Source organism: Streptomyces sp. NPDC087844 (assembly GCF_044742785.1).
Classification (GTDB): Bacteria; Actinomycetota; Actinomycetes; order Streptomycetales; family Streptomycetaceae; genus Streptomyces.
Window position 1 is genome coordinate 59,479 of the sequence record NZ_JBIUVD010000018.1, and the last position, 26,933, is coordinate 86,411.

The 26,933-nt window shown below is 69.9% G+C and carries 26 protein-coding genes; 12 read left to right on the plus strand and 14 right to left on the minus strand.

Features of this window, described 5'->3' with window-relative positions; all coding sequences use genetic code 11:
* Nucleotides 1–336 precede the first annotated feature (336 nt).
* Nucleotides 337–1,461 (minus strand): alpha/beta hydrolase, encoded by a 1,125-nt coding sequence (locus ACIOKD_RS29765; RefSeq protein ID WP_402090112.1) that lies wholly within the window; start codon nucleotides 1,459–1,461, stop codon nucleotides 337–339.
* A 224-nt stretch (nucleotides 1,462–1,685) separates the two neighbouring features.
* On the opposite strand from ACIOKD_RS29765, the gene ACIOKD_RS29770 reads away from it, so the two are divergent.
* From ACIOKD_RS29770 to ACIOKD_RS29795, 6 genes are all read left to right on the plus strand, one after another.
* Nucleotides 1,686–3,560 carry a phosphatidylglycerol lysyltransferase domain-containing protein gene (locus ACIOKD_RS29770; RefSeq protein ID WP_402090114.1) on the plus strand — a complete coding sequence of 625 codons (1,875 nt, stop codon included), beginning with the start codon at nucleotides 1,686–1,688 and terminating at the stop codon, nucleotides 3,558–3,560.
* A gap of 124 nt (nucleotides 3,561–3,684) precedes the next feature.
* Nucleotides 3,685–4,563: a dihydropteroate synthase gene (gene folP / locus ACIOKD_RS29775; RefSeq protein ID WP_402090116.1), complete on the plus strand. Its 879-nt coding sequence runs from the start codon at nucleotides 3,685–3,687 to the stop codon at nucleotides 4,561–4,563.
* Entirely contained in the window at nucleotides 4,560–5,063 is a 504-nt protein-coding gene (locus ACIOKD_RS29780) for a nuclear transport factor 2 family protein (RefSeq protein WP_402090118.1), read from the plus strand. Before folP ends, ACIOKD_RS29780 begins: the two co-directional genes overlap by 4 nt.
* Before the next feature lie 243 nt (nucleotides 5,064–5,306).
* Nucleotides 5,307–5,666, plus strand: coding sequence for a dihydroneopterin aldolase (gene folB, locus ACIOKD_RS29785; RefSeq protein ID WP_402090120.1), 360 nt, complete (start codon nucleotides 5,307–5,309; stop codon nucleotides 5,664–5,666).
* Complete coding sequence (gene folK, locus ACIOKD_RS29790; RefSeq protein ID WP_402090122.1) at nucleotides 5,663–6,271, plus strand: 2-amino-4-hydroxy-6-hydroxymethyldihydropteridine diphosphokinase; 609 nt, start codon at nucleotides 5,663–5,665, stop codon at nucleotides 6,269–6,271. The genes folB and folK overlap by 4 nt, the downstream gene beginning before the upstream one ends.
* A 48-nt stretch (nucleotides 6,272–6,319) precedes the next feature.
* Nucleotides 6,320–6,802, plus strand: a complete 483-nt coding sequence (locus ACIOKD_RS29795) for a DUF3180 domain-containing protein (RefSeq protein ID WP_402090124.1) — start codon at nucleotides 6,320–6,322, stop codon at nucleotides 6,800–6,802.
* Nucleotides 6,803–6,961: 159 nt separating this feature from the next.
* Here the strand turns inward: ACIOKD_RS29795 and folE are convergent, their stop codons facing one another.
* The 6 genes from folE to dacB form a co-directional block, all read right to left on the minus strand.
* The gene (folE, locus tag ACIOKD_RS29800) at nucleotides 6,962–7,567 is read right to left on the minus strand and encodes a GTP cyclohydrolase I FolE (protein ID WP_402090126.1); all 606 of its coding nucleotides are present in this window, start codon (nucleotides 7,565–7,567) and stop codon (nucleotides 6,962–6,964) included.
* 156 nt (nucleotides 7,568–7,723) lie between these two features.
* Nucleotides 7,724–9,763 carry an ATP-dependent zinc metalloprotease FtsH gene (gene ftsH / locus ACIOKD_RS29805; RefSeq protein WP_402090318.1) on the minus strand — a complete coding sequence of 680 codons (2,040 nt, stop codon included), beginning with the start codon at nucleotides 9,761–9,763 and terminating at the stop codon, nucleotides 7,724–7,726.
* A 211-nt stretch (nucleotides 9,764–9,974) separates the two neighbouring features.
* Nucleotides 9,975–10,535, minus strand: a complete 561-nt coding sequence (hpt, locus tag ACIOKD_RS29810) for a hypoxanthine phosphoribosyltransferase (RefSeq protein ID WP_189773346.1) — start codon at nucleotides 10,533–10,535, stop codon at nucleotides 9,975–9,977.
* A 107-nt stretch (nucleotides 10,536–10,642) separates the two neighbouring features.
* Complete coding sequence (tilS, locus tag ACIOKD_RS29815; protein WP_402090128.1) at nucleotides 10,643–11,683, minus strand: tRNA lysidine(34) synthetase TilS; 1,041 nt, start codon at nucleotides 11,681–11,683, stop codon at nucleotides 10,643–10,645.
* A gap of 172 nt (nucleotides 11,684–11,855) precedes the next feature.
* Nucleotides 11,856–12,980 (minus strand): zinc-dependent metalloprotease, encoded by a 1,125-nt coding sequence (locus tag ACIOKD_RS29820; protein ID WP_402090130.1) that lies wholly within the window; start codon nucleotides 12,978–12,980, stop codon nucleotides 11,856–11,858.
* 213 nt (nucleotides 12,981–13,193) lie between these two features.
* Nucleotides 13,194–14,867 carry a D-alanyl-D-alanine carboxypeptidase/D-alanyl-D-alanine-endopeptidase gene (gene dacB / locus ACIOKD_RS29825; protein WP_402090132.1) on the minus strand — a complete coding sequence of 558 codons (1,674 nt, stop codon included), beginning with the start codon at nucleotides 14,865–14,867 and terminating at the stop codon, nucleotides 13,194–13,196.
* A 79-nt stretch (nucleotides 14,868–14,946) separates the two neighbouring features.
* On the opposite strand from dacB, the gene ACIOKD_RS29830 reads away from it, so the two are divergent.
* A complete protein-coding gene (locus ACIOKD_RS29830; RefSeq protein WP_402090321.1) occupies nucleotides 14,947–15,438 on the plus strand; it encodes an inorganic diphosphatase in 492 nt (163 codons plus the stop codon).
* Nucleotides 15,439–15,544: 106 nt separating this feature from the next.
* On the plus strand, nucleotides 15,545–17,203 hold the full coding sequence (locus tag ACIOKD_RS29835; RefSeq protein ID WP_402090134.1) for a threonine/serine exporter ThrE family protein: 1,659 nt from the start codon (nucleotides 15,545–15,547) through the stop codon (nucleotides 17,201–17,203).
* 116 nt (nucleotides 17,204–17,319) lie between these two features.
* Here ACIOKD_RS29835 and ACIOKD_RS29840 read toward each other — a convergent pair whose 3' ends face one another.
* Nucleotides 17,320–18,354, minus strand: a complete 1,035-nt coding sequence (locus ACIOKD_RS29840; protein WP_402090136.1) for a DedA family protein — start codon at nucleotides 18,352–18,354, stop codon at nucleotides 17,320–17,322.
* Between the two features lie 141 nt (nucleotides 18,355–18,495).
* On the opposite strand from ACIOKD_RS29840, the gene ACIOKD_RS29845 reads away from it, so the two are divergent.
* Complete coding sequence (locus ACIOKD_RS29845; RefSeq protein WP_402090138.1) at nucleotides 18,496–18,861, plus strand: YbjQ family protein; 366 nt, start codon at nucleotides 18,496–18,498, stop codon at nucleotides 18,859–18,861.
* 55 nt (nucleotides 18,862–18,916) lie between these two features.
* Here ACIOKD_RS29845 and ACIOKD_RS29850 read toward each other — a convergent pair whose 3' ends face one another.
* The gene (locus ACIOKD_RS29850) at nucleotides 18,917–19,675 is read right to left on the minus strand and encodes a MerR family transcriptional regulator (protein ID WP_402090140.1); all 759 of its coding nucleotides are present in this window, start codon (nucleotides 19,673–19,675) and stop codon (nucleotides 18,917–18,919) included.
* 240 nt (nucleotides 19,676–19,915) lie between these two features.
* Between ACIOKD_RS29850 and ACIOKD_RS29855 the strand changes: the two genes are divergently transcribed.
* Entirely contained in the window at nucleotides 19,916–21,322 is a 1,407-nt protein-coding gene (locus ACIOKD_RS29855; RefSeq protein WP_402090142.1) for a glutamate decarboxylase, read from the plus strand.
* 109 nt (nucleotides 21,323–21,431) lie between these two features.
* Here ACIOKD_RS29855 and ACIOKD_RS29860 read toward each other — a convergent pair whose 3' ends face one another.
* The gene (locus ACIOKD_RS29860) at nucleotides 21,432–21,665 is read right to left on the minus strand and encodes a hypothetical protein (RefSeq protein ID WP_402090144.1); all 234 of its coding nucleotides are present in this window, start codon (nucleotides 21,663–21,665) and stop codon (nucleotides 21,432–21,434) included.
* A gap of 176 nt (nucleotides 21,666–21,841) precedes the next feature.
* Here ACIOKD_RS29860 and ACIOKD_RS29865 point away from each other — a divergent pair, with 176 nt between their 5' ends.
* Both ACIOKD_RS29865 and ACIOKD_RS29870 read left to right on the plus strand, forming a co-directional pair.
* Nucleotides 21,842–22,624, plus strand: coding sequence for a helix-turn-helix domain-containing protein (locus tag ACIOKD_RS29865; RefSeq protein ID WP_402090146.1), 783 nt, complete (start codon nucleotides 21,842–21,844; stop codon nucleotides 22,622–22,624).
* Nucleotides 22,621–22,830 (plus strand): DUF397 domain-containing protein, encoded by a 210-nt coding sequence (locus ACIOKD_RS29870; RefSeq protein ID WP_402090148.1) that lies wholly within the window; start codon nucleotides 22,621–22,623, stop codon nucleotides 22,828–22,830. Before ACIOKD_RS29865 ends, ACIOKD_RS29870 begins: the two co-directional genes overlap by 4 nt.
* Before the next feature lie 52 nt (nucleotides 22,831–22,882).
* Here the strand turns inward: ACIOKD_RS29870 and ACIOKD_RS29875 are convergent, their stop codons facing one another.
* The 4 genes from ACIOKD_RS29875 to ACIOKD_RS29890 all read right to left on the minus strand — a co-directional run bounded on the left by ACIOKD_RS29875 (nucleotide 22,883) and on the right by ACIOKD_RS29890 (nucleotide 26,913).
* Nucleotides 22,883–23,644 (minus strand): ABC transporter permease, encoded by a 762-nt coding sequence (locus ACIOKD_RS29875; protein ID WP_402090150.1) that lies wholly within the window; start codon nucleotides 23,642–23,644, stop codon nucleotides 22,883–22,885.
* Nucleotides 23,641–24,612: an ATP-binding cassette domain-containing protein gene (locus tag ACIOKD_RS29880; RefSeq protein ID WP_402090152.1), complete on the minus strand. Its 972-nt coding sequence runs from the start codon at nucleotides 24,610–24,612 to the stop codon at nucleotides 23,641–23,643. Before ACIOKD_RS29880 ends, ACIOKD_RS29875 begins: the two co-directional genes overlap by 4 nt.
* A 113-nt stretch (nucleotides 24,613–24,725) precedes the next feature.
* Entirely contained in the window at nucleotides 24,726–25,367 is a 642-nt protein-coding gene (locus ACIOKD_RS29885) for a PadR family transcriptional regulator (protein ID WP_402090154.1), read from the minus strand.
* 82 nt (nucleotides 25,368–25,449) lie between these two features.
* Complete coding sequence (locus tag ACIOKD_RS29890; protein ID WP_402090156.1) at nucleotides 25,450–26,913, minus strand: aldehyde dehydrogenase family protein; 1,464 nt, start codon at nucleotides 26,911–26,913, stop codon at nucleotides 25,450–25,452.
* Nucleotides 26,914–26,933 lie beyond the last annotated feature (20 nt).

Sequence of the window (26,933 nt, forward strand, 5' to 3'; positions counted from 1 at the left end):
AAAACGCAGCCACACCGAAACCTTCTCGTCGCCCCTTCCCCGGACAATTTCCGCACCGGCCCCTCCCGGACCACGACTTGGGCCCGCCACCAGCAGTCGCACGGGTCCCGTACCGTCCGCCCGCCGTCCGTCCGCCGTCCGCCTATTCGACGCGGACTCCCCCGTGGCCGCCGCGCCACTTCTCGATCAAGCTCCTCGCATTCGCCACCGGGCCGAGATCGCCGGCCTTGCCACCGCGCTTCCCGAGATCCACGGAAATCTTCGGACCGGTGAATTCAGCGGACCGTGCCGCGTATTCGCGTACAGCCACCGTCGGAAGCCATGGCCGACGGCCGCTCAGTTATCGGTCAGCCGACCGCTGAGCCACTGGAGGGTCGCCGGGATCTCACGCCGCCAGGTGTTGAAGTTGTGGCCGCCGCTGTCGAGGATGATCGACGAGATCCGGGTCGGCTTCCTCGCCTCGACCAGGTCGATGAACCGCAGCGTCTCCCGGTAGTTGCTCTCGCCCTGTCTGCTGCTGCTGACGAGCAGCGAGGTGTCGGGCGCGGGCCGGTGCCTGAGGTACCAGAGCAGGTCGGCGTTGTCGCGCGACTCCTGGTCCCCGTGGAAGAGATCGCCCGTCGTGGGATCGGACGGCGGCCGGTAGTACGGGGACAGGCCCGCTCCGGCGGCGTACGTCCCCGGGTGGTGGATCGCGAGTTTCAGCGCGCAGTAACCGCCCGTCGAGTCGCCGACGATGCCCCAGCTGCCGGGTCTTCCGCCCACCCTGTAGTGATGTGACACGGCGTCGGGGAGGTCCCGGGCGAAGAACGTCTCGGTCCGCGGTCCGCCGGGTACGTCCACGCACTCGGTGTCGCGCGGCGGCGCGACGGTCGGCCGCATCATGACCAGGATCATCGGCTGCATCCGGCCGTCCTCGGCCAGCGCGTGGGCGGTCTGCGGATAGTGCAGGCCCTTGATGAGCGCCTCCGCGGTGCCCGGGTAGCCGGTGAGCACGACAGCGGCCGGGAACGTACGGGCGCGGTACTGCGGCTGGAAGTACTCCGGCGGCAGATAGACGTACGCGGGACTGGCGATGTGCGTCCGCCGGCCCACCAGTTCGACCTTCTGGAGCTGGCCGCCGATCTGCGGCCGCGCCCCGCCGGACACGTTGACGTGCCGGGTGCCGACCACTTGGAGCGGCCCGGCCGCGTCCCCGGGATCGTGGTCGACCACGACGCCCTGTCCGGATTCCCTGCCGAGGAGGTCGGCCCAGCTCGCGTAGAAGCCGAAGGCCTGGTTGGCGCCGAGGCCGACCGATGCGAAGACCGCGACCTGCGTGGCCGTCAGCAGGGCGATCCGCCCCGACACGGCACGCCGATCGCGGCGCGCGAGCAGCGGCCAGCACCACACCGTGCCGACGAACAGCAGCACGGCGACGAGGACCGTCAGTGCCAGCACCTTGTTGCTCGTGAGTCCCATGAGCTGTTCCTGCCTGCGCTTTCCGACCGGTGGCCGCGCCGCTTCCTTCGCTGCGGCTTGTCCCGGTCTTTCCTTTCCCTTAGGAGTCCCTTTGGAGTCCCTTTGGAGCGGTTTTCCGCAAGGGAGTGAACCTGGCTCCTCAGGACACCGTCCTAGAGGGCGCAATGTCGCCGGATGCCGGATTGGCACCGGATTCACGGTCTCTCGCAGAACCACGGGATGCGATGTCTGTCAGGATAGATGGGGAAAAGTCGGGCGGGGTTCCGGAACGGACGGACCGGCCGCGGGGCGCGCTCGGCCGTCCGGGCGGCGCACCGCGCGGTCCGCGCCGTGTCCTCCACGGTCCGCGCCCCGAGGCCGTCCCCGCCTGGGTCGCCCGAGCCTGCACGCTCGTGGGCGTCCTGGACATCGCAGCGGGTGTCTTCCCGCGCTTCCGCCACAGCCGGATGCACACGCTCGCGGAGGTACTGCCGGGCGCGCTCGGCCCGTTCGCCGCCGCTCTGTCGCTCAGTACGGGTGTCCTGCTGCTGCTCCTGGCCCACGGACTGCGCCGGCGCAAACGGCGGGCGTGGCGGGCCGCGGTGGGGCTGCTCCCGGCGGGCGCCCTCGCCCAGTTCACGTACCGTCACTCGCTGGCCGGCGTGATCATCTCGCTCGCGCTGCTCGCCCCGCTGCTGCGCCACCGGGACGAGTTCACGGCGCTGCCCGACCCGCGCAGCCGCTGGCGGGCGCTCGCCAACTTCGTCCTCATGGGCGCCGGTTCGCTCGTACTCGGCCTGGTCGTCGTCAGCGCCCACCCGCACCGCATGATCGGCGACCCGAGCCTCGCGGACCGTATCGCCCATGTGCTGTACGGCCTGTTCGGCCTGGAGGGGCCCCTCGACTACACGGGCACCACGTCCTGGACGGTGGCCTTCTCCCTCGGCGCGCTCGGTCTGCTGACCGCCGTGACCACGATCTATCTGGCCTTCCGCCCCGAACACCCGGCCGCGCGCCTCACCGAGGACGACGAGGTGCGCCTGCGCGCCCTCCTGGACAGGCACGGCGGACGCGACTCGCTCGGCCACTTCGCGCTCCGCCGCGACAAGGCGGTCGTCTTCTCCCCCAGCGGCAAGGCGGCCGTGACCTACCGCGTCGTCTCCGGGGTGATGCTCGCCAGCGGCGACCCGATCGGCGACGTCGAGGCCTGGCCCGGCGCGATCGAGCGCTTCATGGACGAGGCCACGGCCCACTCCTGGACGCCCGCCGTCATGGGCTGCTCCGAGGCCGGTGGCGAGGTCTGGACCCGCGAGACCGGCCTCGACGCCCTCGAACTGGGTGACGAGGCGGTGGTGGAGGTCGCGGATTTCTCCCTGGCCGGGCGTGCGATGCGGAACGTGCGCCAGATGGTGAAGCGCATCGAGCGCGCCGGCTACGAGACCCGGGTACGGCGCATCCGTGACCTGGGCGAGGGCGAGCTGGGCCGGATCCGCAGGGCCGCGGAGGACTGGCGCGGCACGGACACCGAGCGCGGCTTCTCCATGGCGCTCGGCCGCATCGGCGATCCGGCGGACGGCGACTGCCTCGTCGCGACGGCGCACAAGGCGGACGGCGAACCCGGCCCGTACGGCGATCTGAAGGCCGTGCTCCACTTCGTCCCCTGGGGCGTGGACGGCGTCTCCCTCGACCTCATGCGCCGCGACCGCTCGGCGGACCCCGGCATGAACGAACTCCTCATCGTGGCGGCCCTGCAGGCGGCTCCCCGCCTGGGCATCACCCGCCTCTCGCTGAACTTCGCGATGTTCCGCGCGGCCCTGGCCCGCGGCGAGAAGATCGGCGCGGGCCCGGTCCTGCGGATCTGGTGCGGTCTGCTGGTGTTCCTGTCCCGCTGGTTCCAGATCGAGTCGCTCTACAGGTTCAACGCCAAGTTCCGCCCCTGCTGGGAGCCCCGTTTCGTCGTCTACCGCACCTCCCGCGACCTCCCCCGCATCGGCCTCGCCGCCCTGCAGGCCGAGGGCTTCGTGAGCCTCGCCCTGCCGCGCGTCCTGCGCCGCCGCCGCCCGAGGGCACTCCGCCCGTGCGCCCACGCGCCGGCCGAACGCGGCGTACGGGCGGCCTGAGCCCCTCGCTCCCATCGAATCCCGGCCGCCTCGTGACGCCCACCCCGGTGCCGCGCGGCGGCCGGTCCTGGCAGGTCTGCGGCAGTGAGGGGTGACCCACGCCCTTGGGCCTAGGCTGGACGGTATGAGCAAGATGAGCGGGCGAGGGCAAGTGTCAGGGCTCCCGGCGTGGGACCGCTGCGCGGTCATGGGCGTCGTGAACGTGACCCCCGACTCCTTCTCGGACGGCGGCCGCTTCTTCGACACGACCGCCGCCGTCAAGCACGGCCTCCACCTGGTCACGGAGGGTGCGGACCTGGTCGACGTGGGGGGCGAGTCCACCCGCCCGGGCGCCGCCCGCGTCGACGAGGCGGAGGAGCTCAAACGCGTCGTACCGGTCGTCCGCGGCCTCGCCTCCGAGGGCGTCACGGTCTCCGTCGACACCATGCGCGCCTCCGTGGCCGAGCGCTCGCTCGCGGCGGGCGCCGTCCTAGTCAACGACGTCAGCGGCGGCCTCGCCGACCCGGCGATGATCCCCGCCGTCGCCGCCGCGGGCGCCCCCTTCGTGGTCATGCACTGGCGCGGCTTCCTCCAGGGCAGCACCGTGCGGGGCTCGTACGAGGACGTCGTCTCCGAAGTGGTCGACGAGCTCCACGCGCGCGTGGAGGCCGTTCTGGCGGGCGGCATCGCCCCGGACCGCATCGTCGTCGACCCGGGCCTCGGCTTCTCCAAGGAGGCCGGGCACGACCTCGTCCTCCTCGCCCACCTCGACCGCCTCCGGGAGATCGGCCACCCCTTGCTGGTGGCGGCGTCCCGCAAACGGTTCCTCGGCCGCGTACTGGCGGGCCCGGAGGGTGCCCCGCCGCCCGCCCGTGAGCGGGACGCGGCCACCGCCGCGGTCTCCGCGCTCGCCGCCCACCAGGGCGCGTGGGCCGTCCGCGTCCACGAGGTACGGGCCACCGCCGACGCCGTCCGGGTCGCCCGGGCCGTGGAAGGCGCCCGGACCGCAGAGGGAGCCCGGTGAGCGCCCCGCACACGGACGTCGAACAGGTCGAACTCGCCAACACGGCCTTCTACGAGACGCTGGAACAGGGCGACTTCGAGGAACTGTCCTCGCTCTGGCTGACGCCCTCCGACCTGGGCCAGGACGAGGAGTACCACGACCCCGCGCAGGCCGGTGAGATCTCCTGCGTCCACCCCGGCTGGCCGGTCCTCAACGGCCGCGGCGAGGTCCTGCGGTCGTACGCGCTGATCATGGCGAACACCGAGTACATCCAGTTCTTCCTGACCGACGTGCATGTCTCCATCACGGGTGACACCGCGCTGGTGACCTGCACGGAGAACATCCTCAGCGGCGGCCCCCCACCCGAGGACAGTGACGAACTGGGGCCGCTCGTGGGCCAGCTCGTCGTCGCCACGAACGTGTTCCGCCGCACCTCGGAGGGCTGGAAGCTCTGGTCGCACCACGCCTCACCCGTCCTCGCCGAGACCGACGACGACGAACCGGACGAGCCGACACCCTGATGGCCCGTTGCTCCCCTTGCTCCCCTCGCGGCCCGTTGCGGCCCGCTGAGGCCCGCTGAGGCCCCGAGGCAGGCCGGGCGGCCGATCACCGTCGTAGTACGTTGGTGATCGTGGCGCCGGCCCCGTGGCCCGGCCGACCGACCGGCCGTGTCAGTGCTCGCGGGTAGATTCGTTCCAGGTCGGCGCACCGCCCGCACACGGCGGGACCGGCCCTCACCGACGACGATTGCAGGAGTGATTCGCGTGGATCGTGTCGCGCTGCGCGGCCTCAGGGCCCGTGGTCACCACGGCGTCTTCCCCAAGGAACGCGAAGAGGGCCAGACCTTCATCGTGGACCTCGTCCTGGGCCTGGACACCCGGCCCGCCGCGGCCGACGACGACCTCACGAAGACCGTGCACTACGGCATCGTGGCGGAGGAGGTCGTGGCCGTCGTCCAGGGCGATGCGGTGAACCTCATCGAGACCCTGGCCGAGCGGATCGCCACGACCTGTCTGCGGCACGACGGGGTCCAGGAGGTCGAGGTGTGCGTCCACAAGCCGGACGCCCCGATCACGGTCCCCTTCGACGACGTGACCGTCACCATCATCCGGAGCCGTGCATGACAGCGTTCACCGGGGGCCAGAGCGACCCGACCGTACAGCCGGTACCCGCCTCCGTGGTGGAACGGGTGGACGCCGCCGACACGACCCTGCAGAACCCCAGGCGGGCCGTGATCTCCCTGGGCTCGAACCTCGGCAACCGCCTGGAGACCCTCCAGGGCGCCATCGACGCCCTGGAGGACACCCCCGGCGTCCGCGTCAGGGCGGTCTCCCCGGTGTACGAGACCGAACCGTGGGGCGTGGAGGCGGACAGCCAGCCGTCGTACTTCAACGCGGTGGTCGTCCTGAAGACGACCCTCCCCCCGTCCTCGCTCCTGGAGCGGGCCCACGCGGTGGAGGAGGCATTCCACCGGGTACGGGACGAGCGGTGGGGCCCACGCACCATCGACGTCGACATCGTGGCGTACGCGGACGTGGTCTCCGACGATCCGACGCTGACCCTCCCCCACCCGCGCGCCCACGAGCGGGCCTTCGTGCTGGCCCCGTGGAACGACGTGGAGCCCGAGGCCCAGCTGCCCGGTCGCGGCCCCGTGGCACAGTTGCTCGCCGCGGTCACCCGTGACGGTGTCGCGCCCAGGGCCGACCTGGAACTCCAGCTGCCCGAGTAGTCGTTAAGGTCAAGACGCGTCAGGACACACCATCGTGAGAGGGACTGAGTGAAAGAGCTGCGCATCAGGACGCTGGCCGCGGTGTTCCTCGTGGCCGGGGTGCTGTCCTGGGCAGGCGCCCGCCTGTGGAACTCGGTGGGCACGCTGCCCCGGGTGCCCCTCGCGGCCCCCGTCGTCCTGGCTCTGATCGCCGTGGTCCTGCTGGCCACGGCGCTCTCCCTGCGGGCCCGGCTGAAGGCCCAGCGCGAGCGCGTGGCCGGCGCCAAGGGGGTCGACCCTCTGATGGCCGCCCGCGCGGTCGTCTTCGGCCAGGCCAGCGCGCTGGTCGCGGCCCTCGTCGCCGGGATGTACGGCGGCACGGGCGCGTTCCTGCTGGAGTCGCTGGACATCCCCGCCCGCCGCGACCAGGCCATCTACGCCGGCTTCTCGGTCCTGGCAGGCTTCGCCGTCATAGCGGCCGCCTTCTTCCTGGAACGAGTCTGCAAACTCCCGGAAGACGACGACACGAACGGCACAACGGCCCCGGCCTGACCCAAGGGCCGGAACGCAGCCCTTCATCAAGGGGCGCGGGGAACGGCGCAGTCTTTCGTCTTTCAGGGGCGCGGGGAACGGCGCGACCAGCCACAACGAACCCGCACCCACCCACAGAGGCCCCCCGTGGCACGCAGCCGCACCCGCACCCGCACCCGCCTACCGCGCCATGATGAGGCTCATGGCCTCGTTACGGGTCGCCGCATCCCGCAACTGCCCCCGAACGGCAGAAGTTATCGTCTTGGCCCCGGGTTTACGAATACCGCGCATCGACATGCACATGTGCTCGCACTCCACCACCACGATCACCCCGCGCGGCTCAAGAATCCCCATCAGCGAGTCGGCGACCTGCGTGGTGAGCCGTTCCTGCACCTGCGGCCGCCGGGCGTACACATCCACGAGCCGGGCGAGCTTCGACAAGCCCGTGATCTTCCCGGACGTACTCGGGATGTAGCCCACGTGCGCCACGCCCCGGAACGGCACCAGATGGTGTTCACAGGTCGAGAACACCTCGATGTCCTTCACGAGGACCATCTCGTCGTGGCCCAGGTCGAACGTCGTCGTCAGGACGTCCTCGGCCCGTTGCCGCAGCCCCGCGAAGATCTCCTGGTACGCCCGGGCGACCCGCCCCGGCGTCTCCCTCAACCCTTCACGGTCCGGATCCTCGCCGACCGCGATCAGCAGTTCTCGTACGGCGTTCTCGGCGCGCTTCTCGTCGAAGTCGCCGATCACACCCTCTCCGTCCAGCTTCACGGGGTCGATCATCTCGTGCCTCGTTCCTGTGCCTCTCGCACGCGCGAACCGCGCGTATCGCGCGTATCGCGATCGGGCATACGAAGATGCCGCGCCCCCCAGGCTAGAACCTGGGGGGCGCGGCATTCATTCCGGGCCTGGTGAGGGCACCGGGAGCCAGGGTGCCCGTCAGCTCTCGGTGCGGTCCTCGGGGGCCGTCTCGGTCACCGGGTGGGCCTCGGCGGGTGCGTTGGCCTTCGAGGTGATGGCGGGGGCCGAACCGTTCGTCCCGTTCGTCAGTGACAGCTCCCTGGGGGAGAGCACCGGCGGGCGGGTGGACGGGGTGCGGCGGGAGGAGCCGGTCCACGCGGGGCGGGCCGGACGCTTGACGAGGGGAGTGAAGACCTCGGCGATCTGCTCCTTGCTCAGCGTCTCCTTCTCCAGCAGCTGCAGCACCAGCGCGTCGAGCACGTCGCGGTTCTCGACCAGGATCTCCCAGGCCTCGTTGTGCGCGTTCTCGATGAGCTTCTTGACCTCTTCGTCGACGAGCGCGGCGACCTCTTCCGAGTAGTCGCGCGGGTGCGACATCTCCCGGCCCAGGAAGGGCTCGGTGTTGTCGCCGCCGAACTTGATGGCGCCGAGGCGCTCGGTCATGCCGTACTGCGTGACCATCGCGCGGGCCGTTGCCGTGGCCTTCTCGATGTCGTTCGCAGCACCCGTGGTCGGGTCGTGGAAGACGAGCTCCTCGGCCGCGCGCCCGCCCAGCATGTACGCCAGCTGGTCGAGCATCTCGTTGCGGGTCGTGGAGTACCTGTCCTCGTCCGGCAGGACCATCGTGTAGCCGAGAGCACGGCCTCTGGAGAGGATCGTGATCTTGTGCACCGGGTCGGAGTTCGGTGAGGCCGCCGCGACCAGGGCGTGTCCGCCCTCGTGGTACGCGGTGATCTTCTTCTCCTTGTCCGACATGATCCGGGTCCGCTTCTGCGGGCCCGCGACCACACGGTCGATCGCCTCGTCGAGCATGTCGTTGTCGATCAGCTTCCCGTTGTTGCGCGCGGTGAGCAGCGCAGCCTCGTTCAGCACGTTCGACAGGTCCGCGCCCGTGAAGCCCGGCGTACGCCGGGCGACCGCGCTCAGGTCGACACCCGGTGCGACCGGCTTGCCCTTCTGGTGAACCTTGAGGATCTCCAGACGGCCCAGCATGTCCGGGCGGTCGACCGCGATCTGGCGGTCGAAGCGGCCGGGGCGCAGCAGGGCCGGGTCGAGGATGTCCGGGCGGTTCGTCGCGGCGATGAGGATCACGCCGCCCTTGACGTCGAAGCCGTCCATCTCGACGAGCAGCTGGTTCAGCGTCTGCTCGCGCTCGTCATGGCCGCCGCCGAGGCCGGCGCCGCGATGGCGGCCGACCGCGTCGATCTCGTCCACGAAGACGATCGCCGGAGCGTTCGCCTTGGCCTGCTCGAACAGGTCACGCACTCGCGAGGCACCGACACCGACGAACATCTCGACGAAGTCGGAACCGGAGATCGAGTAGAAGGGGACGCCCGCCTCGCCCGCGACGGCACGCGCGAGCAGAGTCTTGCCCGTACCGGGAGGCCCGTACAGGAGGACGCCCTTGGGGATCTTGGCGCCGACGGCCTGGAACTTCGCCGGCTCCTGGAGGAACTCCTTGATCTCGTGGAGTTCCTCGACCGCCTCGTCCGAGCCCGCCACGTCGGCGAACGTCGTCTTCGGGGTGTCCTTGGTGATGAGCTTCGCCTTGGACTTCCCGAACTGCATGACCCGGGAGCCGCCACCCTGCATCTGATTCATCAGGAACAGGAAGACGACGACGATGAGGACGAAGGGAAGCAGGGACAGCAGGATGCCGACGAAAGCGTTCTGCTTGGTCGGCGAGACCGTGTAGCCGTCCGGGATCTGCTTGTTCTGGAACTTGTCCTGGAGGGTCGTGGCCAGGTTCACACCCTGGTCACCGATGTAGCTCGCCTGGATCTTCGAGCTGCCCTCGATCTTTTCGCCGTCCTTGAGCTCGGCCTTGATGACCTGCTCGTCGCCGGTTGTGATCTTGGCTTGTTTGACCTTGTTGTCACTGATCGCCTGGACGACCTGGCCGGTGTCCACCGTCTTGTAGCCGCCGGACGAGCCGACGACCTGCATCAACACGACCACGGCAAGGACGGCCAGCACGATCCACATGACCGGCCCACGGAAGTATCGCTTCACGTCCATCCATACGGAGCGGTGCCGCCCCGTCCCTCCTGCCATAGTGAGTTTGATAAGACTGTTCTTCGGACGGTACCCCAGCATTGCCACCGGAAGCTGCTCGGTCCGGCTGACAAGCCCCGTCTACGTATGCTCCAACGGCGCGAAACCCTCTGGGGTTCCCGGCCGTCCTGCAGGAGCTGTGCCCTTGTCAGGGGCATCACCCGTCCAGGGTGCCTCAACCGCCGTAGACATGGGGCGCGAGCGTACCGACGAACGGGAGGTTCCGGTACTTCTCCGCGTAGTCGAGGCCGTACCCGATGACGAATTCGTTCGGGATGTCGAAGCCGACCCACTCCACGTCGATCGCGACCTTCGCGGCCTCGGGCTTGCGCAGCAGCGTGCACACCTTGAGGGACGCGGGCTCGCGGGAGCCGAGGTTGGAGATCAGCCAGGACAGCGTCAGACCGGAGTCGATGATGTCCTCGACGATCAGGACGTGCTTGCCCTTGATGTCGGTGTCGAGGTCCTTGAGGATCCGCACCACTCCGGAGGACTGGGTGCCCGCGCCGTACGAGGAGACGGCCATCCAGTCCATGGTGACGGGGGTGGACAGGGCCCGGGCCAGGTCCGCCATGACCATCACGGCGCCCTTGAGGACACCGACGATGAGCAGGTCCTTGCCCGCGTACTCCGCGTCGATCTTCGCGGCCAGCTCGACCAGCTTCGCGTCGATCTCTTCCTTGGTGATGAGCACCGACTGGAGGTCGGTGCCCAGGTCTTTCGCGTCCACCCGCATCACTTTCGGTCGTCCCACCGGCTGCTTCCCGGTCCCTCGGCGAAGAGGGGCCGCTCCCCGAAGGGGTTGCCCTCCGGGGGAGTCGCCGTCCGAAGGGCGACTCTTTTTCAGCCTTGCCGAATCACCAGTCTGCCACCCTGCCGCTGGGCGACGACCTTGCCCGGCAGGTTGATGGCTCCCTGGCCCCGCCAGCCGGTGATCAGCCGGTCGATCTCCTCGATGTGCCGGGCGAACAGCGAACCGGCGGGCGCCCCGGCCTCGATGGCGGCCCGGCGCAGGATGCGGCGGCGCACGGCGGGCGGCAGGGCGTACAGCTTGGCGCACTCCAGGAGGCCCGCCGCGTCGCGTACGGCGGCCTCGGCCCGGCCGGCCCACGCGTCGAGCGCGTCTGCGTCGTCACGGGACAGCTGGGCCGTACGGGCGAGGGCTTCGACGACGCCTTTGCCGAGCGCCTTCTCCAGGGCGGGCAGCCCCTCGTGGCGCAGCCGGGAGCGGGTGTACGCCGGATCCGCGTTGTGCGGGTCGTCCCAGACGGGCAGCGACTGGACCATGCAGGCCTTGCGGGCGGTCTGCCGGTCCAGGTGCAGGAAGGGACGGCGGTAGCGGCGGTCGGCGCCCGGCCTGCCGGAGACTGCGGCCATGCCGGACAGGGAGCGCGTCCCGGAACCGCGGGCGAGGCCCAGCAGGACGGTTTCGGCCTGGTCGTCGCGGGTGTGGCCGAGCAGGACCGCGGTGGCGCCGTGCCGCTCCGCGGTGGCGTCCAGAGCGGCGTACCGCGCGTCGCGGGCCGCGGCTTCGGGGCCGCCGTCCCGGCCGACGGTGACCGCGACGGACTCGGCGGGGGCCAGTCCGAGCTCGGTGAGCCGCAGGACGACCTCGTCGGCGCGCAGTTCCGACCCGGGCTGCAGACCGTGGTCCACGGTGACGCCGCCGGCGCGGATGCCGAGTTTGGGCGCCTCGAAGGCGAGGGCGGAGGCGAGCGCCATGGAGTCGGCGCCGCCGGAGCACGCGACCAGTACGAGCGGCGCGCGCGAGGGCGCGTCGGGGGCCTGATCGAGGGCGCGTTCGGGGGCGTGGTCGGTGAGGACGTCATGGAGTACGCGGCGGACCGCCAGGCGTATCGCCGCGACCGCAGGATGGGGACCCATGTCCGGTTCCCTTCATGAAATTGTCGGGGGGTGAGCCCGGGTTCGGTCACTCAGAGTGTGTCGATGGTGACAGAACCGGGCCGTTCCCCGAGCATTGCACGCCTACCCATGCCTCACGGTCCCTCGGACGGGTGATTGGAGGGGCGTTCACCTGCCGTCGGCCGAATTCAGTTCACGACTCTGCCTTACGGTGCACCCGCGCGACCCAGTCCGCCGGTTTGGCGATCTCCGACTTGGTGGGAAGTGTGTTCGGCGAGGTCCACACGCGGTTGAAGCCGTCCATGCCCACTTCGTCCACGACCGCGCGGACGAAGCGCTCGCCGTCCCGGTACTGGCGCAGCTTCGCGTCGAGGCCCAGCAGTTTGCGCAGGGCGAGGTCGAGGCGGGAGGCGCCGCGGGCGCGCCGCTGCTGGAACTTCTCGCGGATCTCGGCGACGGACGGGACGACGGCGGGGCCGACGCCGTCCATCACGAAGTCGGCGTGGCCCTCCAGGAGTGACATCACCGCGGTGAGCCTGCCGAGGATCTCGCGCTGGGCGGGGCTCTGCACGATCTCGACGATGGAGCGGGCCTCGTCGCCCTCCTCGCCCTCGGGGCGGCTGCCCGCGAGGGACTGGGCGGCCTCGCGGACGCGTTCCAGGACGGTCATGGGGTCGACCTCGGTCTCCCCCAGGAAAGACTGGATTTCGCCCTCAAGGTGGTCGCGCAGCCAGGGCACGGCCGTGAACTGCGTGCGGTGGGTCTCCTCGTGGAGGCAGACCCAGAGCCTGAAGTCGTGGGGCTGGACGTCGAGTTCGCGCTCCACGTGCACGATGTTCGGCGCCACCAGGAGGAGCCTGCCGCCGCCGTTCTGCCCGGCGGGCAGTTCCCGGCTGGCCGGGGCGAACGTCTCGTACTGGCCCAGGACCCTGGAGGACAGGAAGGACAGCAGCATCCCCAGCTCGACGCCGGTGACCTTGCCGCCGACGGCGCCGAGGACGGCTCCGCCCGGGGTGCTGCCGCGACGTTCCTGCATCTTGTCGAGCAACGGTTTGAGGATCTCCCGGAACCCGGCGACGTTCGCCCGGACCCAGCCCGGTCGGTCGACGACGAGTACGGGGGTGTCATGCAGGTCGTCCCCGCCCATCCGCGTGAAACCGCGGACGTGTTCCTCCGACGCCTTCGCGTACCGGCGCAGCTCGGCGACGACGGCCCTGGCCTCGTCGCGGCTCACCTCTGGGCCCGGCCGTACGAGTCGGGTCGCGGTCGCCACCGCGAGATTCCAGTCGACCATCTCGGCACCACGGATGCTCGTCATGCTGCCAACCGTACGTGAGCGCTGCCGCTGGGGGCAGGGGTGGGCCGTGAGGGTTGGCGCCCTGCGGGGCCGTGCGGGGCCGCTGTGGCCGGGCGCGATCGCCCCCTGGGAGGCCGCCTTGTCCGGTCGGCTGCGGGTCCGCCGTGGCTGGGCGCGCAGTTCCCCGCGCCCCCTTTTCGGCTGCCCCTGCGGGGCGCGAAAAAAAGGGGCGGGTCAGTTGCAGCCGCAGGTTGCCAGGGTGGAGGCCAGGGCGTCCAGGCCCCGCTGGGTGGTCGTCGCGTCCGTGGGCGGGTCGGACTCGGTGAGGAACGCGAAGGCCAGGAGGCGGCCGTCGGTGTCGACGACCGTGCCCGCGAGGGTGTGCACGCCGGTCAGGGTGCCGGTCTTGGCGCGTACGAGGCCGGTGCCGGGCTGACCGGCGTAACGCTTGCTGAGGGTGCCGGTGAAGCCGGCGACGGGCAGGCCGGTGAGGACCGGGCGCAGTTCGGGGCGGTCCGGGTCGGCCGCCTCGGCCAGCAGGGCCGTGAGCAGGTCCGCGGTGAGCTTGTCCGCGCGGTCCAGGCCGCTGCCGTCCGCGAACTTCGCCCCCTTGAGCGGCAGCCCTAGTTTTTTCAGTTGCTCGTGGGTCGCCGCGCCGCCGCCCTCGAAGCTCGCCGGTTCGCCCGCCGCGAGGGCGGTCTGGCGGGCGAGGGCCTCGGCGATGTCGTTGTCGCTGCTGGTCAGCATGCGTTCGACGAGTGCGGACAGGGGCGGCGACTTGACGGTGGCGAGGGTCTTGGCGCGGGCGGACGCCTTCGAGGTGCCGGGAGCCGTGGTCTTGATGCCCCGCTCGTGGAGGAGGTCGGCGAACGTGTCGGCGGCGTCGGCCGCAGGATCGTCACTGCGGTCCGCGGGCCCGCCGGCGGAGTCGTCGAGGCGGCCCTCGTCGGCCATCAGGGCGGTGACCGGCGCGAGGTTGGTGTTGTCGGCGCCGATGGGGTGCACGGCGGAGCCCGCGTACAGCGAGGTGTCGTACGAGAGCGTCACCTCGGCGGTCCTGCCACCCTTCTCGCTCTTGCCACCCTTGCCGGCCTTGTCGGTCTTGCCTGCCTCGCGGGACTTGAGGGCGCGGGCCGTGTCGTCGGCGAGGTCGCGCAGGCTCGCGTTGCCGTCCGCGTCCTCGCGGGCGGTCAGCGTGGGATCGCCGCCGCCGACCAGGACGACTTCCTCGGTGCCGGGTTCCAGGACCGCCCGGGTCGCGATGCGGTGGTCCGGGCCGGCCGCGGTGAGCGCCGCCACGGCCGTGGCGATCTTCGTGGTGGAGGCCGGGGTCAGCGGATCGTCCGCGCCCTTGCCGTACAGCCGCTTGCCGGTGGCCATGTCGACGACGACGCCCGCACGGTCGGTGCCGAGCGCGGGATCGTCGAGCAACGGCCCGAGGACGCCGCTCAGGGCCTTCTCCGTGGGTGACGGTACGGACCCCACGGAGCCGCCGAGGCCCGCGAGCACGGACACGGCGCTCGGCGCGGGCGCCGGCTCCTTGCCGGACGAACCGGACACCGAGCCGTGATCTGCGCCACCCGCGCGCTCTCGCGATGCGGCCCAGTCGCGCTCCGCCGTACGCTGGCCGGTGGAGTCCCAGGGCCCGGCCGCGGTGACCACGGTGGCCGCCACGACGAGTCCGAGAGTGGCGGCGCCCGTCGTGAACTGCACGGTGGACGGCCGCTTGACCAGCGGTTTCACGACTCCCGTCGCGCGGGCGAGCGGTGGTTTCACAGCTTCCGCCGCCCGTACGAGCGGTGGCTTCACGGCTTCCGCGGCCCGGACGAGTTGCGGTCCCAAGGATCGCGCGACCCGCACCACATGCGGTCTCGCGGCCCGCCAAGCCCTCAGCTCTGGCACGACCACCAGCCCCTTTCGCGATCACACACCTGCGTGAGGGACACTTAACCACCAGAACTATGTGTTGATCATGGAGGAGCCACCGGTGGAGTTCGACGTCACGATCGAGATTCCGAAGGGTTCACGGAACAAGTACGAGGTGGACCACGAGACCGGTCGGATCCGTCTGGACCGTCGCCTCTTCACCTCGACCAGCTACCCGGCCGACTACGGCTTCGTCGAGAACACCCTCGGCGAGGACGGCGACCCGCTGGACGCGCTGGTCATCCTGGACGAGCCGACCTTCCCCGGTTGCCTCATCCAGTGCCGCACGATCGGCATGTTCCGTATGACGGACGAGGCCGGCGGCGACGACAAGCTGCTGTGCGTTCCGGCGCACGACCCGCGCGTGGAGCATCTGCGGGACATCCACCACGTGTCGGAGTTCGACCGTCTGGAGATCCAGCACTTCTTCGAGGTCTACAAGGACCTGGAGCCCGGCAAGTCCGTCGAGGGCGCCAACTGGGTCGGCCGCACGGACGCCGAGGCCGAGATCGAGCGTTCGTACAAGCGCGCCAAGGAAGCGGGCGGTCACTGATCCCCCTCCGTCCTGCGGGCCGCGTGACCCCGACCGGGTCGCGCGGCCCGTTTGTGTACCAGTGCGCATACTGGGGCGTACTGGACGTACGAACCAGGAGCAGTGCGTGACGGAATCGGACGCCGAGGACCGCAAACCGCAGTCGGACGAGGCACGCAGCGCCTTCGTTCCGCCGAGCGGTGTGGTGACACAGGCCCCGCCGGTCGAGGAGGAGTCCTCGACGACGTCCGAGTTCGCTCTGCCCAAGGGGTACGGCGTCACGCAGACGCCCGTCGCCGACCCTGCCGAGGGGTCGGCGTTCAGCACACCGCGGACATACAGCTCCCGGGACGCGCCGCCCGCCTTCACGCCCCCGGCGGGCATACCGCGGGTCGACCTCATCAAGGACGCCCCCTGGCAGGACCGGATGCGCACGATGCTGCGCATGCCGGTCGCCGACCGGCCCGTGCCCGAGACCGTGCAGAAGGCGGAGGACGAGGGGCCCGCCGTGCCGCGCGTCCTCGACCTGACCCTGCGCGTCGGCGAGCTGCTGCTCGCGGGCGGTGAGGGCGCCGAGGACGTGGACGCGGCGATGTTCGCCGTCTGCCGCTCCTACGGCCTCGACCGCTGCGAGCCGAACGTCACCTTCACCCTGCTGTCGATCTCGTACCAGCCGTCGCTGGTCGACGATCCGGTGACCGCGTCACGGACCGTGCGGCGCCGGGGCACCGACTACACGCGTCTGGCGGCCGTGTACCAGCTCGTCGACGACATCAGCGACGACGAGACCGAGGTCTCCCTTGAGGAGGCCTACCGGCGGCTCGCGGAGATCCGCCGCAACCGGCACCCGTACAGCGGCTGGGTGCTGACCCTCGCCACCGGGCTGCTCGCGGGCGCGGCCTCCGTGCTCGTCGGCGGTGACATCATCGTGTTCGTCGCGGCGGTCGTCGGCGCGATGCTCGGCGACCGGCTGGCGTGGCTGTGCGCCGGACGCGGGCTGCCGGAGTTCTACCAGTTCACAGTGGCCGCGATGCCGGCCGCCGCGCTGGGCGCCGCGCTCACGGTCGCACACGTCGACGTACGGGCGTCCGCGGTGATCACCGGTGGGCTGTTCGCGCTGCTGCCCGGACGGGCGCTCGTGGCGGGTGTGCAGGACGGCCTGACCGGCTACTACATCACCGCGTCGGCCCGGCTCCTGGAAGTCATGTACTTCTACGTCGGCATCGTCATCGGCGTCCTGGTGGTCCTGTACTTCGGCGTGACCCTGGGCGCCCAGCTCAACCCGGACGCGGCCCTGCTGTCCACGAACCGGCCGCTGTGGCAGATCGGCGCGTCGATGCTCCTCACGCTCGCCTTCGCGGTACTGCTCCAGCAGGAACGGTCGACCGTGCTGATCGTGACCCTCAACGGCGGGGTCGCGTGGAGCGTGTACGGCGCGATGCACTACGCGGGCGGGATCTCGCCGGTCGCCTCGACGGCGGTGGCCGCCGGTCTGGTGGGGCTCTTCGGACAGCTCATGTCGCGCTACCGGTTCGCCTCCGCGCTGCCGTACACGACCGCCGCGATCGGGCCGCTGCTGCCCGGCTCCGCCACGTACTTCGGGCTGCTCGCCATCGCCCAGAACGATGTCGACCAAGGCCTTGTACAGCTCAGCAAGGCCGCCGCGCTCGCGATGGCCATCGCGATCGGGATGAACCTGGGGTCCGAGATCTCGCGGCTGTTCCTGCGGTTGCCGGGGGCCACGGCGGGGGCGCGGCGCGCGGCGAAGCGGACCCGGGGGTTCTGAGCGGGGTGCCGGGCGCGGGGCGCGGGGCGCCTTGTGTCGTTTGTCGGTTGAGCGCCGGCGGGGGCTGAGCGCGCCGTTCCCCGCGCCCCTGCGCGGGCGCGGGTCGAGGCGGCTGATCAGTTGCGGCCGTGCTCCTGGCCGTACGGGTACTGCTGCTGGCCCTGCTGCTGGCCCTGCTGGTACGGCTGCTGGTACTGCTGCTGGTCCTCGGGGTACTGCCACTGCTGCTGGCCGTAGTTCTGGTCCTGGCCGTACGGCTGCTGCTGGTAGTAGTTCTGGTTCTGGTTCTGGTTCTGGTTCTGGTTCTGGTTGCCGTACTGGTCGTACTGGTCGTACTGCTGCCGGCCCTGGTCGCCGTAGCCCTGGTCCTGGCCGTAGCCCTGGTCCTGGCCGTACTGCTGCTGGTCGTAGCCGTTCTGGTGGGGCTGCGGGATCTGGCGGAGCTGGGCCGTGCGGTCGTCCATGACGGGGCCCGGCTGCGGGGCGTGGGGGGCCTGGGACTCGGCCTGCGACCCGTTCGCCGCGTTCGTCTTGCTCTTTCCGCGGGCCCTCAGGAACTCGATGATGATCGGCACCACCGAGATGAGGACGATCAGGAGCAGGATCGGCTCGATGTTCTTGCGGACGAACTCGATGCTGCCGAGCCAGGAACCGAGAAGGGTGACGCCCGCGCCCCAGAGGATGCCGCCAAGCACGTTGAAGATCAGGAACGAGCGGTACTTCATGCCGCTGACGCCGGCGATGATCGGCGTGAACGTGCGCACGATGGGCACGAAGCGGGCCAGCACCAGCGACTTCGGGCCGTGCTTCTCGAAGAACTCGTGCGCCTTGGCGACGTTCTCCTGCTTGAAGAGGCGGGAGTCCGGCCGGGTGAAGAGCGACGGCCCCACCTTCTTGCCGAACATGTAACCCACCTGGTCACCGACGATGGCTGCGATGCAGATCAGGACGACCGCACCCCACAGCGGGAAGTCCAGGGCGTTCGAGGTGATCAGCATGCCCGCCGTGAACAGCAGCGAGTCACCCGGCAGGAAGAAGCCGATGAGCAGGCCCGACTCGGCGAAGACGATCAGGAGCAGGCCCCAGATACCGAACGAGTCCAGCAGGTAGTCCGGATCCAACCAGCTTGGGCCAAGGGCAAGCGTCGTCACGTTTCCGGGCTCCTGAGGGTGGTGGATGCGGCGGCGGGCGAAGGTGTGGCCGACCAAAGTTATCAACGCGCCACGATGGGGCCAGGTTCCACCGGCTCCTACAGGATGCACTGTGCCCCGACTGGGACAAAGCTGTGAGCCATGGGTATCGAAGAATACGGCGGGGGCCAGGGCCCCCGGCCCGACGTGCTGGTCGTGACGACGAACGACGTACCCGGCTACCGGGTCGAGCAGGTCATCGGTGAGGTCTTCGGGCTGACCGTCCGCTCCAGGCATCTGGGCAGCCAGATCGGCGCGGGGCTGAAGTCGATGATCGGCGGCGAGCTGAAGGGCCTCACAAAGACCCTGGTGGAGACCCGTAACCAGGCGATGGAACGACTCATCGAGCAGGCACGGGCGCGGGGCGCCAACGGCGTGCTGATGTTCCGCTTCGACGTGACGGACGCGCAGGACGTGGGCACGGAGGTGTGCGCGTACGGCACGGCCGTGGTGATGGTCAAGGGATAGCGCGATCGATCGGTAAGGGGCGCCCGTCCTTGCCGACGCCCCTTACCGACTGTTGTCATCCGTGCCGTGCCGCGTTCGCCGTGATCGCGTCCCTGAGGTGCCCGGCGAGCCCCGGGCGCATGGAGTCGTAGAACTCCTTGAACCGTTCGTCGGACACGTACATCTCGCCGAGCCCCCGATGGATGTCGTACGAGCACTCGTAGAACCAGCGGGTGATGTGCTGCCGGTGTTCCTCGGCCATGTCCATGGCGGGCTTCCCCGTGGCGGGTTCGCCGGACGCCATGAGGGCGTCGTAGCGCCCGCCCCAGGAGGCGACCTCGGCCTGCATGCGCTGCCAGTCGTCCTTGTCGTAGCGGGCGGTGCGGCGCTGCGACTCGGCGTACGTCCCGGTGCCGCCCCAGCGGCTCTCGGCCTCCTCGGCGTGCTCCTCAGGGTCCTTGCCGCCGAAGACCTCGAACTTCTCCTCGGGTGTGAGGTTGATGCCCATCGTGCGTGCCTCCATGGCGTGCTCCACGGCCGTGGCCATCTTCCGCAGCTTCTCGATCCGGGCGGTCAGCAGGTCGTGCTGCCGGCGCAGTTGCGCGCGCGGGTCCGTCCGCGGATCGTCGAGCAGGGCCGCGACCTCGTCGAGCGGAAACCCCAGCTCCCGGTAGAACAGGATCTGCTGCAGCCGGTCGAGGTCGGCGTCGCTGTAGCGCCGGTGGCCCGCGTGGCTGCGCCCGCTCGGTACGAGCAGTCCGATCTCGTCGTAGTGGTGCAGCGTCCGCACCGTCACTCCGGCGAAACCGGCGACCTGTCCCACGGGATGGCTCATGGCCTCCGCCCCCTCCTTCTCGGCCCTTTCGGCCCTTTCGGCCCTTTCGGTACGTGGCCTTTTCGGTACGCGGTCCAGGTTGCGGCCTCACGTCACGTGAGGTGCAAGCGGGAAAGCCACCCACGCGATGTCGCTTTTAACCGGTTTCGGCGAGAGGGTGACCCACCATGGAGGCCTGGACCCCCTCGACCCCCTGGATCCCCTCGCCCCCTGGATCCCACCCAGACGACCGGAGGCATCATGGCGCTCCACAAAGGCCCCGCGAAGTCCGACGAGCACCCCTCGACCGTCAACCCCTTCTACGGGGAGGCGAACCCGGTCGACGGTATGACCGAGGCCCCACCCCAGCACCGGCTGCCCGACGGACCGCTGGCTCCCTCCACCGCCTATCAGCTGGTGCACGACGAGCTGATGCTGGACGGCAATTCCCGGCTCAACCTCGCGACCTTCGTCACCACCTGGATGGAGCCGCAGGCCGATGTGCTGCTCGGCGAGTGCCGGGACAAGAACATGATCGACAAGGATGAGTACCCGCGCACGGCCGAGCTGGAGCGCAGGTGCGTGGCGATGCTGGCCGACCTGTGGAACGCGCCGGACCCGGCCGCCGCCGTCGGGTGTTCGACGACCGGGTCGAGCGAGGCGTGCATGCTCGCCGGCCTGGCGCTCAAGCGCCGCTGGACCAAACGGAACGCGGACCGGTATCCGGGGGCCCGCCCGAACCTCGTCATGGGCGTCAACGTGCAGGTCTGCTGGGACAAGTTCTGCAACTTCTGGGAGGTCGAGGCCCGCCAGGTACCCATGGAGGGCGACCGCTTCCACATCGACCCGCGGGCCGCCGCCGAGCTGTGCGACGAGAACACCATCGGGGTCGTCGGCGTCCTCGGCTCCACCTTCGACGGGTCGTACGAGCCGATCGCCGAACTCTGCGCCGCGCTGGACGGGTTGCGGGAGCGCACCGGCCTGGACATCCCCGTCCACGTGGACGGCGCGTCCGGCGCGATGGTCGCCCCCTTCGTGGACGAGGACCTGGTCTGGGACTTCCGGCTGCCGCGGGTCGCCTCCATCAACACCTCGGGGCACAAGTACGGACTGGTCTACCCGGGTGTCGGCTGGGCGCTGTGGCGCTCGCCCGCCGAGCTGCCGGAGGAACTGGTCTTCCGTGTGAACTATCTGGGCGGCGACATGCCGACCTTCGCGCTCAACTTCTCGCGTCCCGGCGCCCAGGTGGTGGCGCAGTACTACACCTTCCTGCGGCTGGGCCGGGAGGGCTACCGGGCCGTCCAGCGGACGACCCGGGACGTCGCCATGGGGCTCGCGGAACGGATCGGCGCCCTCGACGAGTTCCGGCTCCTCACCCGGGGTGATCAGCTGCCGGTGTTCGCGTTCACCACCGCCCCGGACGTCACGGCGTTCGACGTCTTCGACGTGTCCCGCCGTATGCGGGAGCGTGGCTGGCTGCTGCCCGCGTACACCTTCCCCGCCAACCGCGAGGACCTCTCGGTACTGAGGGTGGTGTGCCGCAACGGCTTCTCGTCCGATCTGGCCCAGCTGTTCCTGGAGGACCTGCAGCGCCTCCTGCCCGAGCTGCGCTGCCAGTCGCGGCCGGTGACCAGGGACAAGGAGGCGGCTACCGCCTTCCATCACTGAGTCACGCGCCCGGCACCGGACGCGATCGACCGCGTACTGAAGCAGACCGAGGTCAAGGCGGAGGAGTGGGCCTGAGCGCGCACGGCCCACTCCCCACCCGGTGCCAGGGTCAGCGGGTAGCCGCCGGGCGGCACGCCGGTGCCGCGTCCTGGTCCAGCACGTAGGACAGCTCGGCGTGCAGTTGTTCCGCCTCGACCACGCTGAGCCGCAACAGCGCGTCACCCTTGTGCTCGCCGTCGTGCAGCAGCCAGAGCGGGAGGCGTACGCCCTCATGAACCGCCGTCACCCGCTTGCCGGGGATGCGGTCGATTCGCCAGCCCTTGGCCGGATCCAAGTCATTCATTCGATTCCCCTTCGGTCACCCCGAGTTGTCGATTGCACTCACAGCGTGACCGATCGGAGGCTACGGTCGGTAGTGGAAGGGTGTAGACCCGCATGTCAGGTCCACGAGAGGTGCCACCGATGCCACCACGGAAGTCGAGCCCGAACCGGGGCAACCATCACAACGGGTCAGCACGGATGGTGCTGGCCGCAGAACTGGCGAGGCTGCGCGAGAAGTCCGGCAAGTCGCTGAGCGACCTCGCCGCCGACACGACGTACGACCGCACGTATCTGCACAAGTTGGAGACGGGGGTGAAGCTGGGCTCGCCTGATGTCATGGAGGCACTGGACAAGGCGCACGACACCGGGGAGCACCTCGTGGATCTTTGGGAGTTGGCGAGGAACGACGTCTTCCGGGACAAGTACAAGCGCTTCATGGAGTTGGAACAACAGGCGACCGTACGTTACGAGTACGCCGTCGGTGCGGTCCCGGGACTGCTCCAGACCGAAAGGTACGCCCGCGCCGTACTGGCTCTGAGTTTTCCGGGTGAGGAACAGGGGTTGGAGGAACAGGTGGCCGCGCGGATGGGGCGACAGAAGCTGCTGCACGGCGAGGACGTCCCGCACTTCCGCGCCGTACTGGACGAATCCGTGCTCCGCCGCCCCATGCGCGACAAGGTGGCCTGGACCCAGCAGTTGGGTCACCTCCTGACCGTCGCCGACCAGCCGAGGGTCACGCTTCAGGTGTTGCCCTTTTCTGCTGGGCTACATCACTTGATGGGTACGTCGCTCACGATTCTGTGGCTACCGGACGGCAAGTCTGCGGCGTACACGGAGACCAACGTAAACGGCGAGCTTTTTGAGGACCCGACAGAAGTCGAGCGGCTGAAGCTGTCTTACGATCTGCTAAGGGACTTCGCCCTCTCTCCGCAGAAGTCTGTGGAGGTGATCCAGGAAACGATGGAGGACAACCCGTCATGAAATCCCTCCGACCCGACCTGAGCGCCGCTGTATGGCGCAAGTCGAGCTACAGCAACTCTGACGGGGGCAACTGCGTAGAGGTAGCCGACAACCACTCCCCCCTCACCCCCATCCGCGACAGCAAACGCCCCGAGGCCCCCGCCCTCATCGTCACCACCCCCGCCTGGGCTGCCTTCATCACGCACCTCAAGCACCCCGAGGGCTGAGGCCACCCCCCTCCTCCACGTCAGCGCCGCGCGACAGGCTGCCCCCGGCCCCCTACTTGCTCAGCGCCCCGAACTTCCGTACCGCCAACGGGAAGAACACCGCCAGCAGGGCGAGCGGCCAGGCCACCGCCGCCCAGATGTGGGCCGCCTCGGCGCCCCCGCCGCCGAACAGGTCGCGTACGGCCGTGGCCGTCCGGGACAGCGGGTTCCATGCGACGACCGTGGCCAGCCAGTCCGGCATGGACTCGGGGGTCGCGATGGCGTTGGAGAGGAAGCCGACGGGCCAGACGAGGATCTGCACGGCCTGCACCATCTCCGGTCGGCCGGCCACCATCGCCAGCAGGATGCCGATCCACAGCATCGCGAACCGGAGAAGTAGAAGCAGGCCCGTGGCGCCCAGGAAGGCGCCGAGGGTTCCGTGCGCGCGCCAGCCGAGCGCGTACCCGACCCCCATCAGCACGAGCAGGCCGAGCGCCGACTGGAGCATGTCGGCGACCGAACGGCCCACCAGTACCGCCCCGTTGGCCATGGGCATCGAGCGGAAGCGGTCGATCACTCCCTTGTTGAGGTCCTGGGTGACGGCCAGCATCGTGCCCTCCAGGCCGAAGGCCATGGTCAGCGCGAACATGCCGGGCACCAGGAAGTCGACGTAGTCGCCCTCGACGCCCCGGCCGCCGCCGATCAGGTAGCTGAACATCAGCAGCAGCATCACCGGGAAGACCAGCCCGACCAGGACCTGGGCCGGCTGCCGCACCCAGTGGGCGAGTTCGCGGCGGGTCATGACCCAGGAATCACTCAGCGCGTACGTGCTCACACCGCCTCCTTCGCGAGGTCGGAGCCGAGGTCGCCGTCCGCTGTCAGGCGCAGGAACACCTCGTCCAGCGTCGGCCGCCGCAGGGCCACGTCCTCCGCCTCTATCCCGGCCTCCTCCAGGGCCCGTACGACCCCGGCTAGCGCCTTCATGCGGTCCACGACCGGGGCGCTCAGCAGCCGCCGGTCCACGTCCACGTCCACCGAGATCTCCGCCCCGGCGAGCGGCAGCAGGGCCACCGCGGCGCCCAGCTGACCGCCGTCCCGCAGCACCACGTCGATACGGTCGCCGCCCGCCAGCGCCTTCAGTTCGTTCGCCGTGCCGCCCGCGACAATCTGCCCCCGGTCGAGGAGCGAGATCCCGTGCGCGAGCTGGTCCGCCTCCTCCAGGTACTGGGTGGTGAGCAGCACCGTCGTACCGCCGCCGACCAGGGAGCGCACCGCCTCCCACACCTCGGTCCGGCCCCGCGGGTCGAGGCCCGTGGTCGGCTCGTCCAGGAAGAGCACCTCCGGTTCGGTGATGAGCGAGGCGGCCAGATCCAGGCGCCGCCGCATGCCGCCGCTGTACCGCTTCACCGCCTTGCGGCCCGTGTCCGCGAGGCCGAAGCGCTCCAGGAGCTCGTCGGCCCGCACGCGCGCGTCGCGGGCACTCAGGTGGTACAGGCGTCCGAACATCTCCAGGTTCTGGCGTCCGCCCAGTTCCTCGTCCAGCGCCGCGTGCTGGCCGAGCAGGCCGATCCGGCGGCGCACCTCCCGTGCCCGGGTCACCACGTCGTGTCCGGCCACCTCCACCCGGCCCCCGCCGGGCCGCAGGAGCGTGGACAGGACCCTGACCAGGGTCGTCTTGCCCGCGCCGTTGGGGCCGAGCAGCGCGTGCACCGTGCCGCGCGCGACCCGCAGGTCGAGCCCGTCCAGCGCGTACGCGTCCCCGTACCGCTTCCGAACGCCCTCGACGACGATCACGTCGGTCATCGGGCTCCCTCCGTATACGGGCGATCCCCTACAGGCGATCTACCCATTAATCAAACTTGACTACTAATGCACTGACGGAGAATACGCCCGCGCAAAGCATTAGTCAAACTTGATTATCCGGCGTCTCCCGGATGCTTCTCCCCCGTGCTGTACGGGTTCTCCGCACCCTCCGCGAGCACCCCCACGAACGGCTCGCCCTCACCCGCGAAGGTGTACGCGCCCTTCTTGATCCGCTGGATCAGGCCGCGGGTCCACTCGGCGCCACTGTCGGCGGAGTGCACCCAGAAGTTCATGATCTCGCCGATGTGACCGAGCTGTTCGGGCCCGTCGTCCGGCACATAGTGCTCGGTGACGGCCGTGCGCCACTCCTCGATGCCCCGCACCCGCTCCTCCAGGAGTTCGAGCGCCTCCTCGCGGCCGAGGTCCACCACGAAGCCGAGCGCCGCGGAGAGGACGTCCGGCTTCTGGTCGTACGAGGTCAGGGACTCACGCAGAAGGGTGAGGTACTCCGCTGTGCCCTTCTCCGTGATCTCGTACTCCGTGCGCGGCGGACCGCCGACCGTGGACGGCGCGATCTCGTGGGCGATCAGCATTCCCTGCTTCGCCATCTGCTTGAGCGCGTGGTAGATCGAGCCCGGCTTGGCGTTGGACCACTCGTGCGCGCCCCAGTACTCCAGGTCGTTGCGCACCTGGTAGCCGTGGGCCCGGCCGTGCTGACGTACGGCGCCGAGGACGAGGAGGCGGATCGCTGACATGCGGTCAAGCGTAGGACGCCGCGCTCCGCCCCGGGCGCCGGGCCCACCGGGACCCGGCGCGAAGCTGTCGGCTCGGCACCGCTCAGAACGGGAAGAGACTGCGGCCGTGCTGGACCGAGATCCACTTCTGGGTGGTGAACGCCTCGACCGTGGCCTCGCCGTTCAGCCGGCCCACGCCCGAGGACTTCTCGCCGCCGAAGGCGACCAGCGGCTCGTCGTGCACGGTGCCGTCGTTCACGTGGAACATGCCCGTGTCGATCCGCTTGGCGAAGGAGACACCGCGCTCGACGTCGGCGGTGTGCACGGCGCCGCTCAGCCCGTACGGGGTGTCGTTGACGATCCGTACCGCCTCCTCCTCGCCGTCGAACGGGACGAGGAGCGCGACGGGGCCGAAGATCTCCTGCCGGAGGATGTCGGACCCGGCGGGCAGACCGGTCAGGACGGTCGGCTCGACGAGGTTGTCCGTGGTGGTGCCCGCTACGAGGGCGGTCGCGCCCTCGGCGAGCGCCTGGTTCACGACGGACGAGAGGGCGTCCGCCTGCGAGGAGTTGATGACCGGGCCGATGACGGTCTCCGGGTCGCTCGGGTCGCCGACCTTGAGGGACTTCACCTTGGTCACGAACTTCTCGGTGAACTCCGTCTCGACCGAACGGTCCACGAGGATGCGGTTCGCGGCCATGCAGACCTGGCCCTGGTGCACGAACCGGCTGAAGACCGCGGCGTCCACGGCGTAGTCGACGTCCGCGTCGTCCAGGACCACCAGGGCGCTGTTGCCGCCCAGTTCGAGGATCGAGCGCTTGAAGTGCGCGGCGCAGACGGTCGCGACATGGCGGCCGACCTTGTCGGACCCGGTGAAGGAGATGACCTTCGGGACCGGGTGCTCCAGGAAGGCGTCGCCGATCTCCGCGATGTCGGTGATCACGACATTGAGCAGACCGGCCGGCAGACCCGCGTCCTCGAAGATCTTCGCGACCAGCGAGCCGCCCACGATCGGGGTGTTCTGGTGCGGCTTGAGGACCACGCCGTTGCCGAGGGCCAGGGCGGGCGCCACGGACTTCAGCGACAGCAGGAACGGGAAGTTGAAGGGGCTGATCACACCGACGACGCCGACCGGGACGAGGTAGAGGCGGTTCTCCTTGGTGTCGCCGGGCGAGGGGATGATCTTTCCCTCGGGCCGCAGCGCCAGGTTGACCGACTCGCGCAGGAACTCCTTGGCGAGGTGCAGTTCGAAGCCGGCCTTCAGCCGGGTACCGCCGAGCTCCGCGACGATCACCTCGGCGATCTCCCGCTCGCGCTCCTCGACGATCCGCAGCGCCTTCTCGAACACGGCCCGCCGCGCGTACGGGTTCGTCGCCGCCCATTCCTTCTGGGCGCGGGCGGCGGCCCGGTAGGCCTCGTCCACCTCGTCGACCGTGGCTATCGTGATCGAGGCCAGCTTCTCACCGTCGTACGGATTGAAGTCGATGATGTCCCAGGACCCGGTACCCGGACGCCATCGGCCGTCGATGTACTGCTGAGCCAGGTCGGTGAAGTAGGACGACGACATGTGATCCCTCAATCCCTTGC

What these genes read in the sequence shown, in the direction of transcription:
- ACIOKD_RS29765 (WP_402090112.1), bottom strand. Translation starts at nt 1,461, where the DNA reads ATGGGACTCACGAGCAACAAGGTGCTGGCACTGACGGTCCTCGTCGCC.
- ACIOKD_RS29770 (WP_402090114.1), top strand. Translation starts at nt 1,686, where the DNA reads ATGTCTGTCAGGATAGATGGGGAAAAGTCGGGCGGGGTTCCGGAACGG.
- folP (WP_402090116.1), top strand. Translation starts at nt 3,685, where the DNA reads ATGAGCAAGATGAGCGGGCGAGGGCAAGTGTCAGGGCTCCCGGCGTGG.
- folK (WP_402090122.1), top strand. Translation starts at nt 5,663, where the DNA reads ATGACAGCGTTCACCGGGGGCCAGAGCGACCCGACCGTACAGCCGGTA.
- folE (WP_402090126.1), bottom strand. Translation starts at nt 7,567, where the DNA reads ATGATCGACCCCGTGAAGCTGGACGGAGAGGGTGTGATCGGCGACTTC.
- ftsH (WP_402090318.1), bottom strand. Translation starts at nt 9,763, where the DNA reads ATGGACGTGAAGCGATACTTCCGTGGGCCGGTCATGTGGATCGTGCTG.
- hpt (WP_189773346.1), bottom strand. Translation starts at nt 10,535, where the DNA reads ATGCGGGTGGACGCGAAAGACCTGGGCACCGACCTCCAGTCGGTGCTC.
- tilS (WP_402090128.1), bottom strand. Translation starts at nt 11,683, where the DNA reads ATGGGTCCCCATCCTGCGGTCGCGGCGATACGCCTGGCGGTCCGCCGC.
- ACIOKD_RS29820 (WP_402090130.1), bottom strand. Translation starts at nt 12,980, where the DNA reads ATGACGAGCATCCGTGGTGCCGAGATGGTCGACTGGAATCTCGCGGTG.
- ACIOKD_RS29845 (WP_402090138.1), top strand. Translation starts at nt 18,496, where the DNA reads ATGGGTATCGAAGAATACGGCGGGGGCCAGGGCCCCCGGCCCGACGTG.
- ACIOKD_RS29850 (WP_402090140.1), bottom strand. Translation starts at nt 19,675, where the DNA reads ATGAGCCATCCCGTGGGACAGGTCGCCGGTTTCGCCGGAGTGACGGTG.
- ACIOKD_RS29855 (WP_402090142.1), top strand. Translation starts at nt 19,916, where the DNA reads ATGGCGCTCCACAAAGGCCCCGCGAAGTCCGACGAGCACCCCTCGACC.
- ACIOKD_RS29860 (WP_402090144.1), bottom strand. Translation starts at nt 21,665, where the DNA reads ATGAATGACTTGGATCCGGCCAAGGGCTGGCGAATCGACCGCATCCCC.
- ACIOKD_RS29865 (WP_402090146.1), top strand. Translation starts at nt 21,842, where the DNA reads ATGGTGCTGGCCGCAGAACTGGCGAGGCTGCGCGAGAAGTCCGGCAAG.
- ACIOKD_RS29870 (WP_402090148.1), top strand. Translation starts at nt 22,621, where the DNA reads ATGAAATCCCTCCGACCCGACCTGAGCGCCGCTGTATGGCGCAAGTCG.
- ACIOKD_RS29880 (WP_402090152.1), bottom strand. Translation starts at nt 24,612, where the DNA reads ATGACCGACGTGATCGTCGTCGAGGGCGTTCGGAAGCGGTACGGGGAC.
- ACIOKD_RS29885 (WP_402090154.1), bottom strand. Translation starts at nt 25,367, where the DNA reads ATGTCAGCGATCCGCCTCCTCGTCCTCGGCGCCGTACGTCAGCACGGC.
- ACIOKD_RS29890 (WP_402090156.1), bottom strand. Translation starts at nt 26,913, where the DNA reads ATGTCGTCGTCCTACTTCACCGACCTGGCTCAGCAGTACATCGACGGC.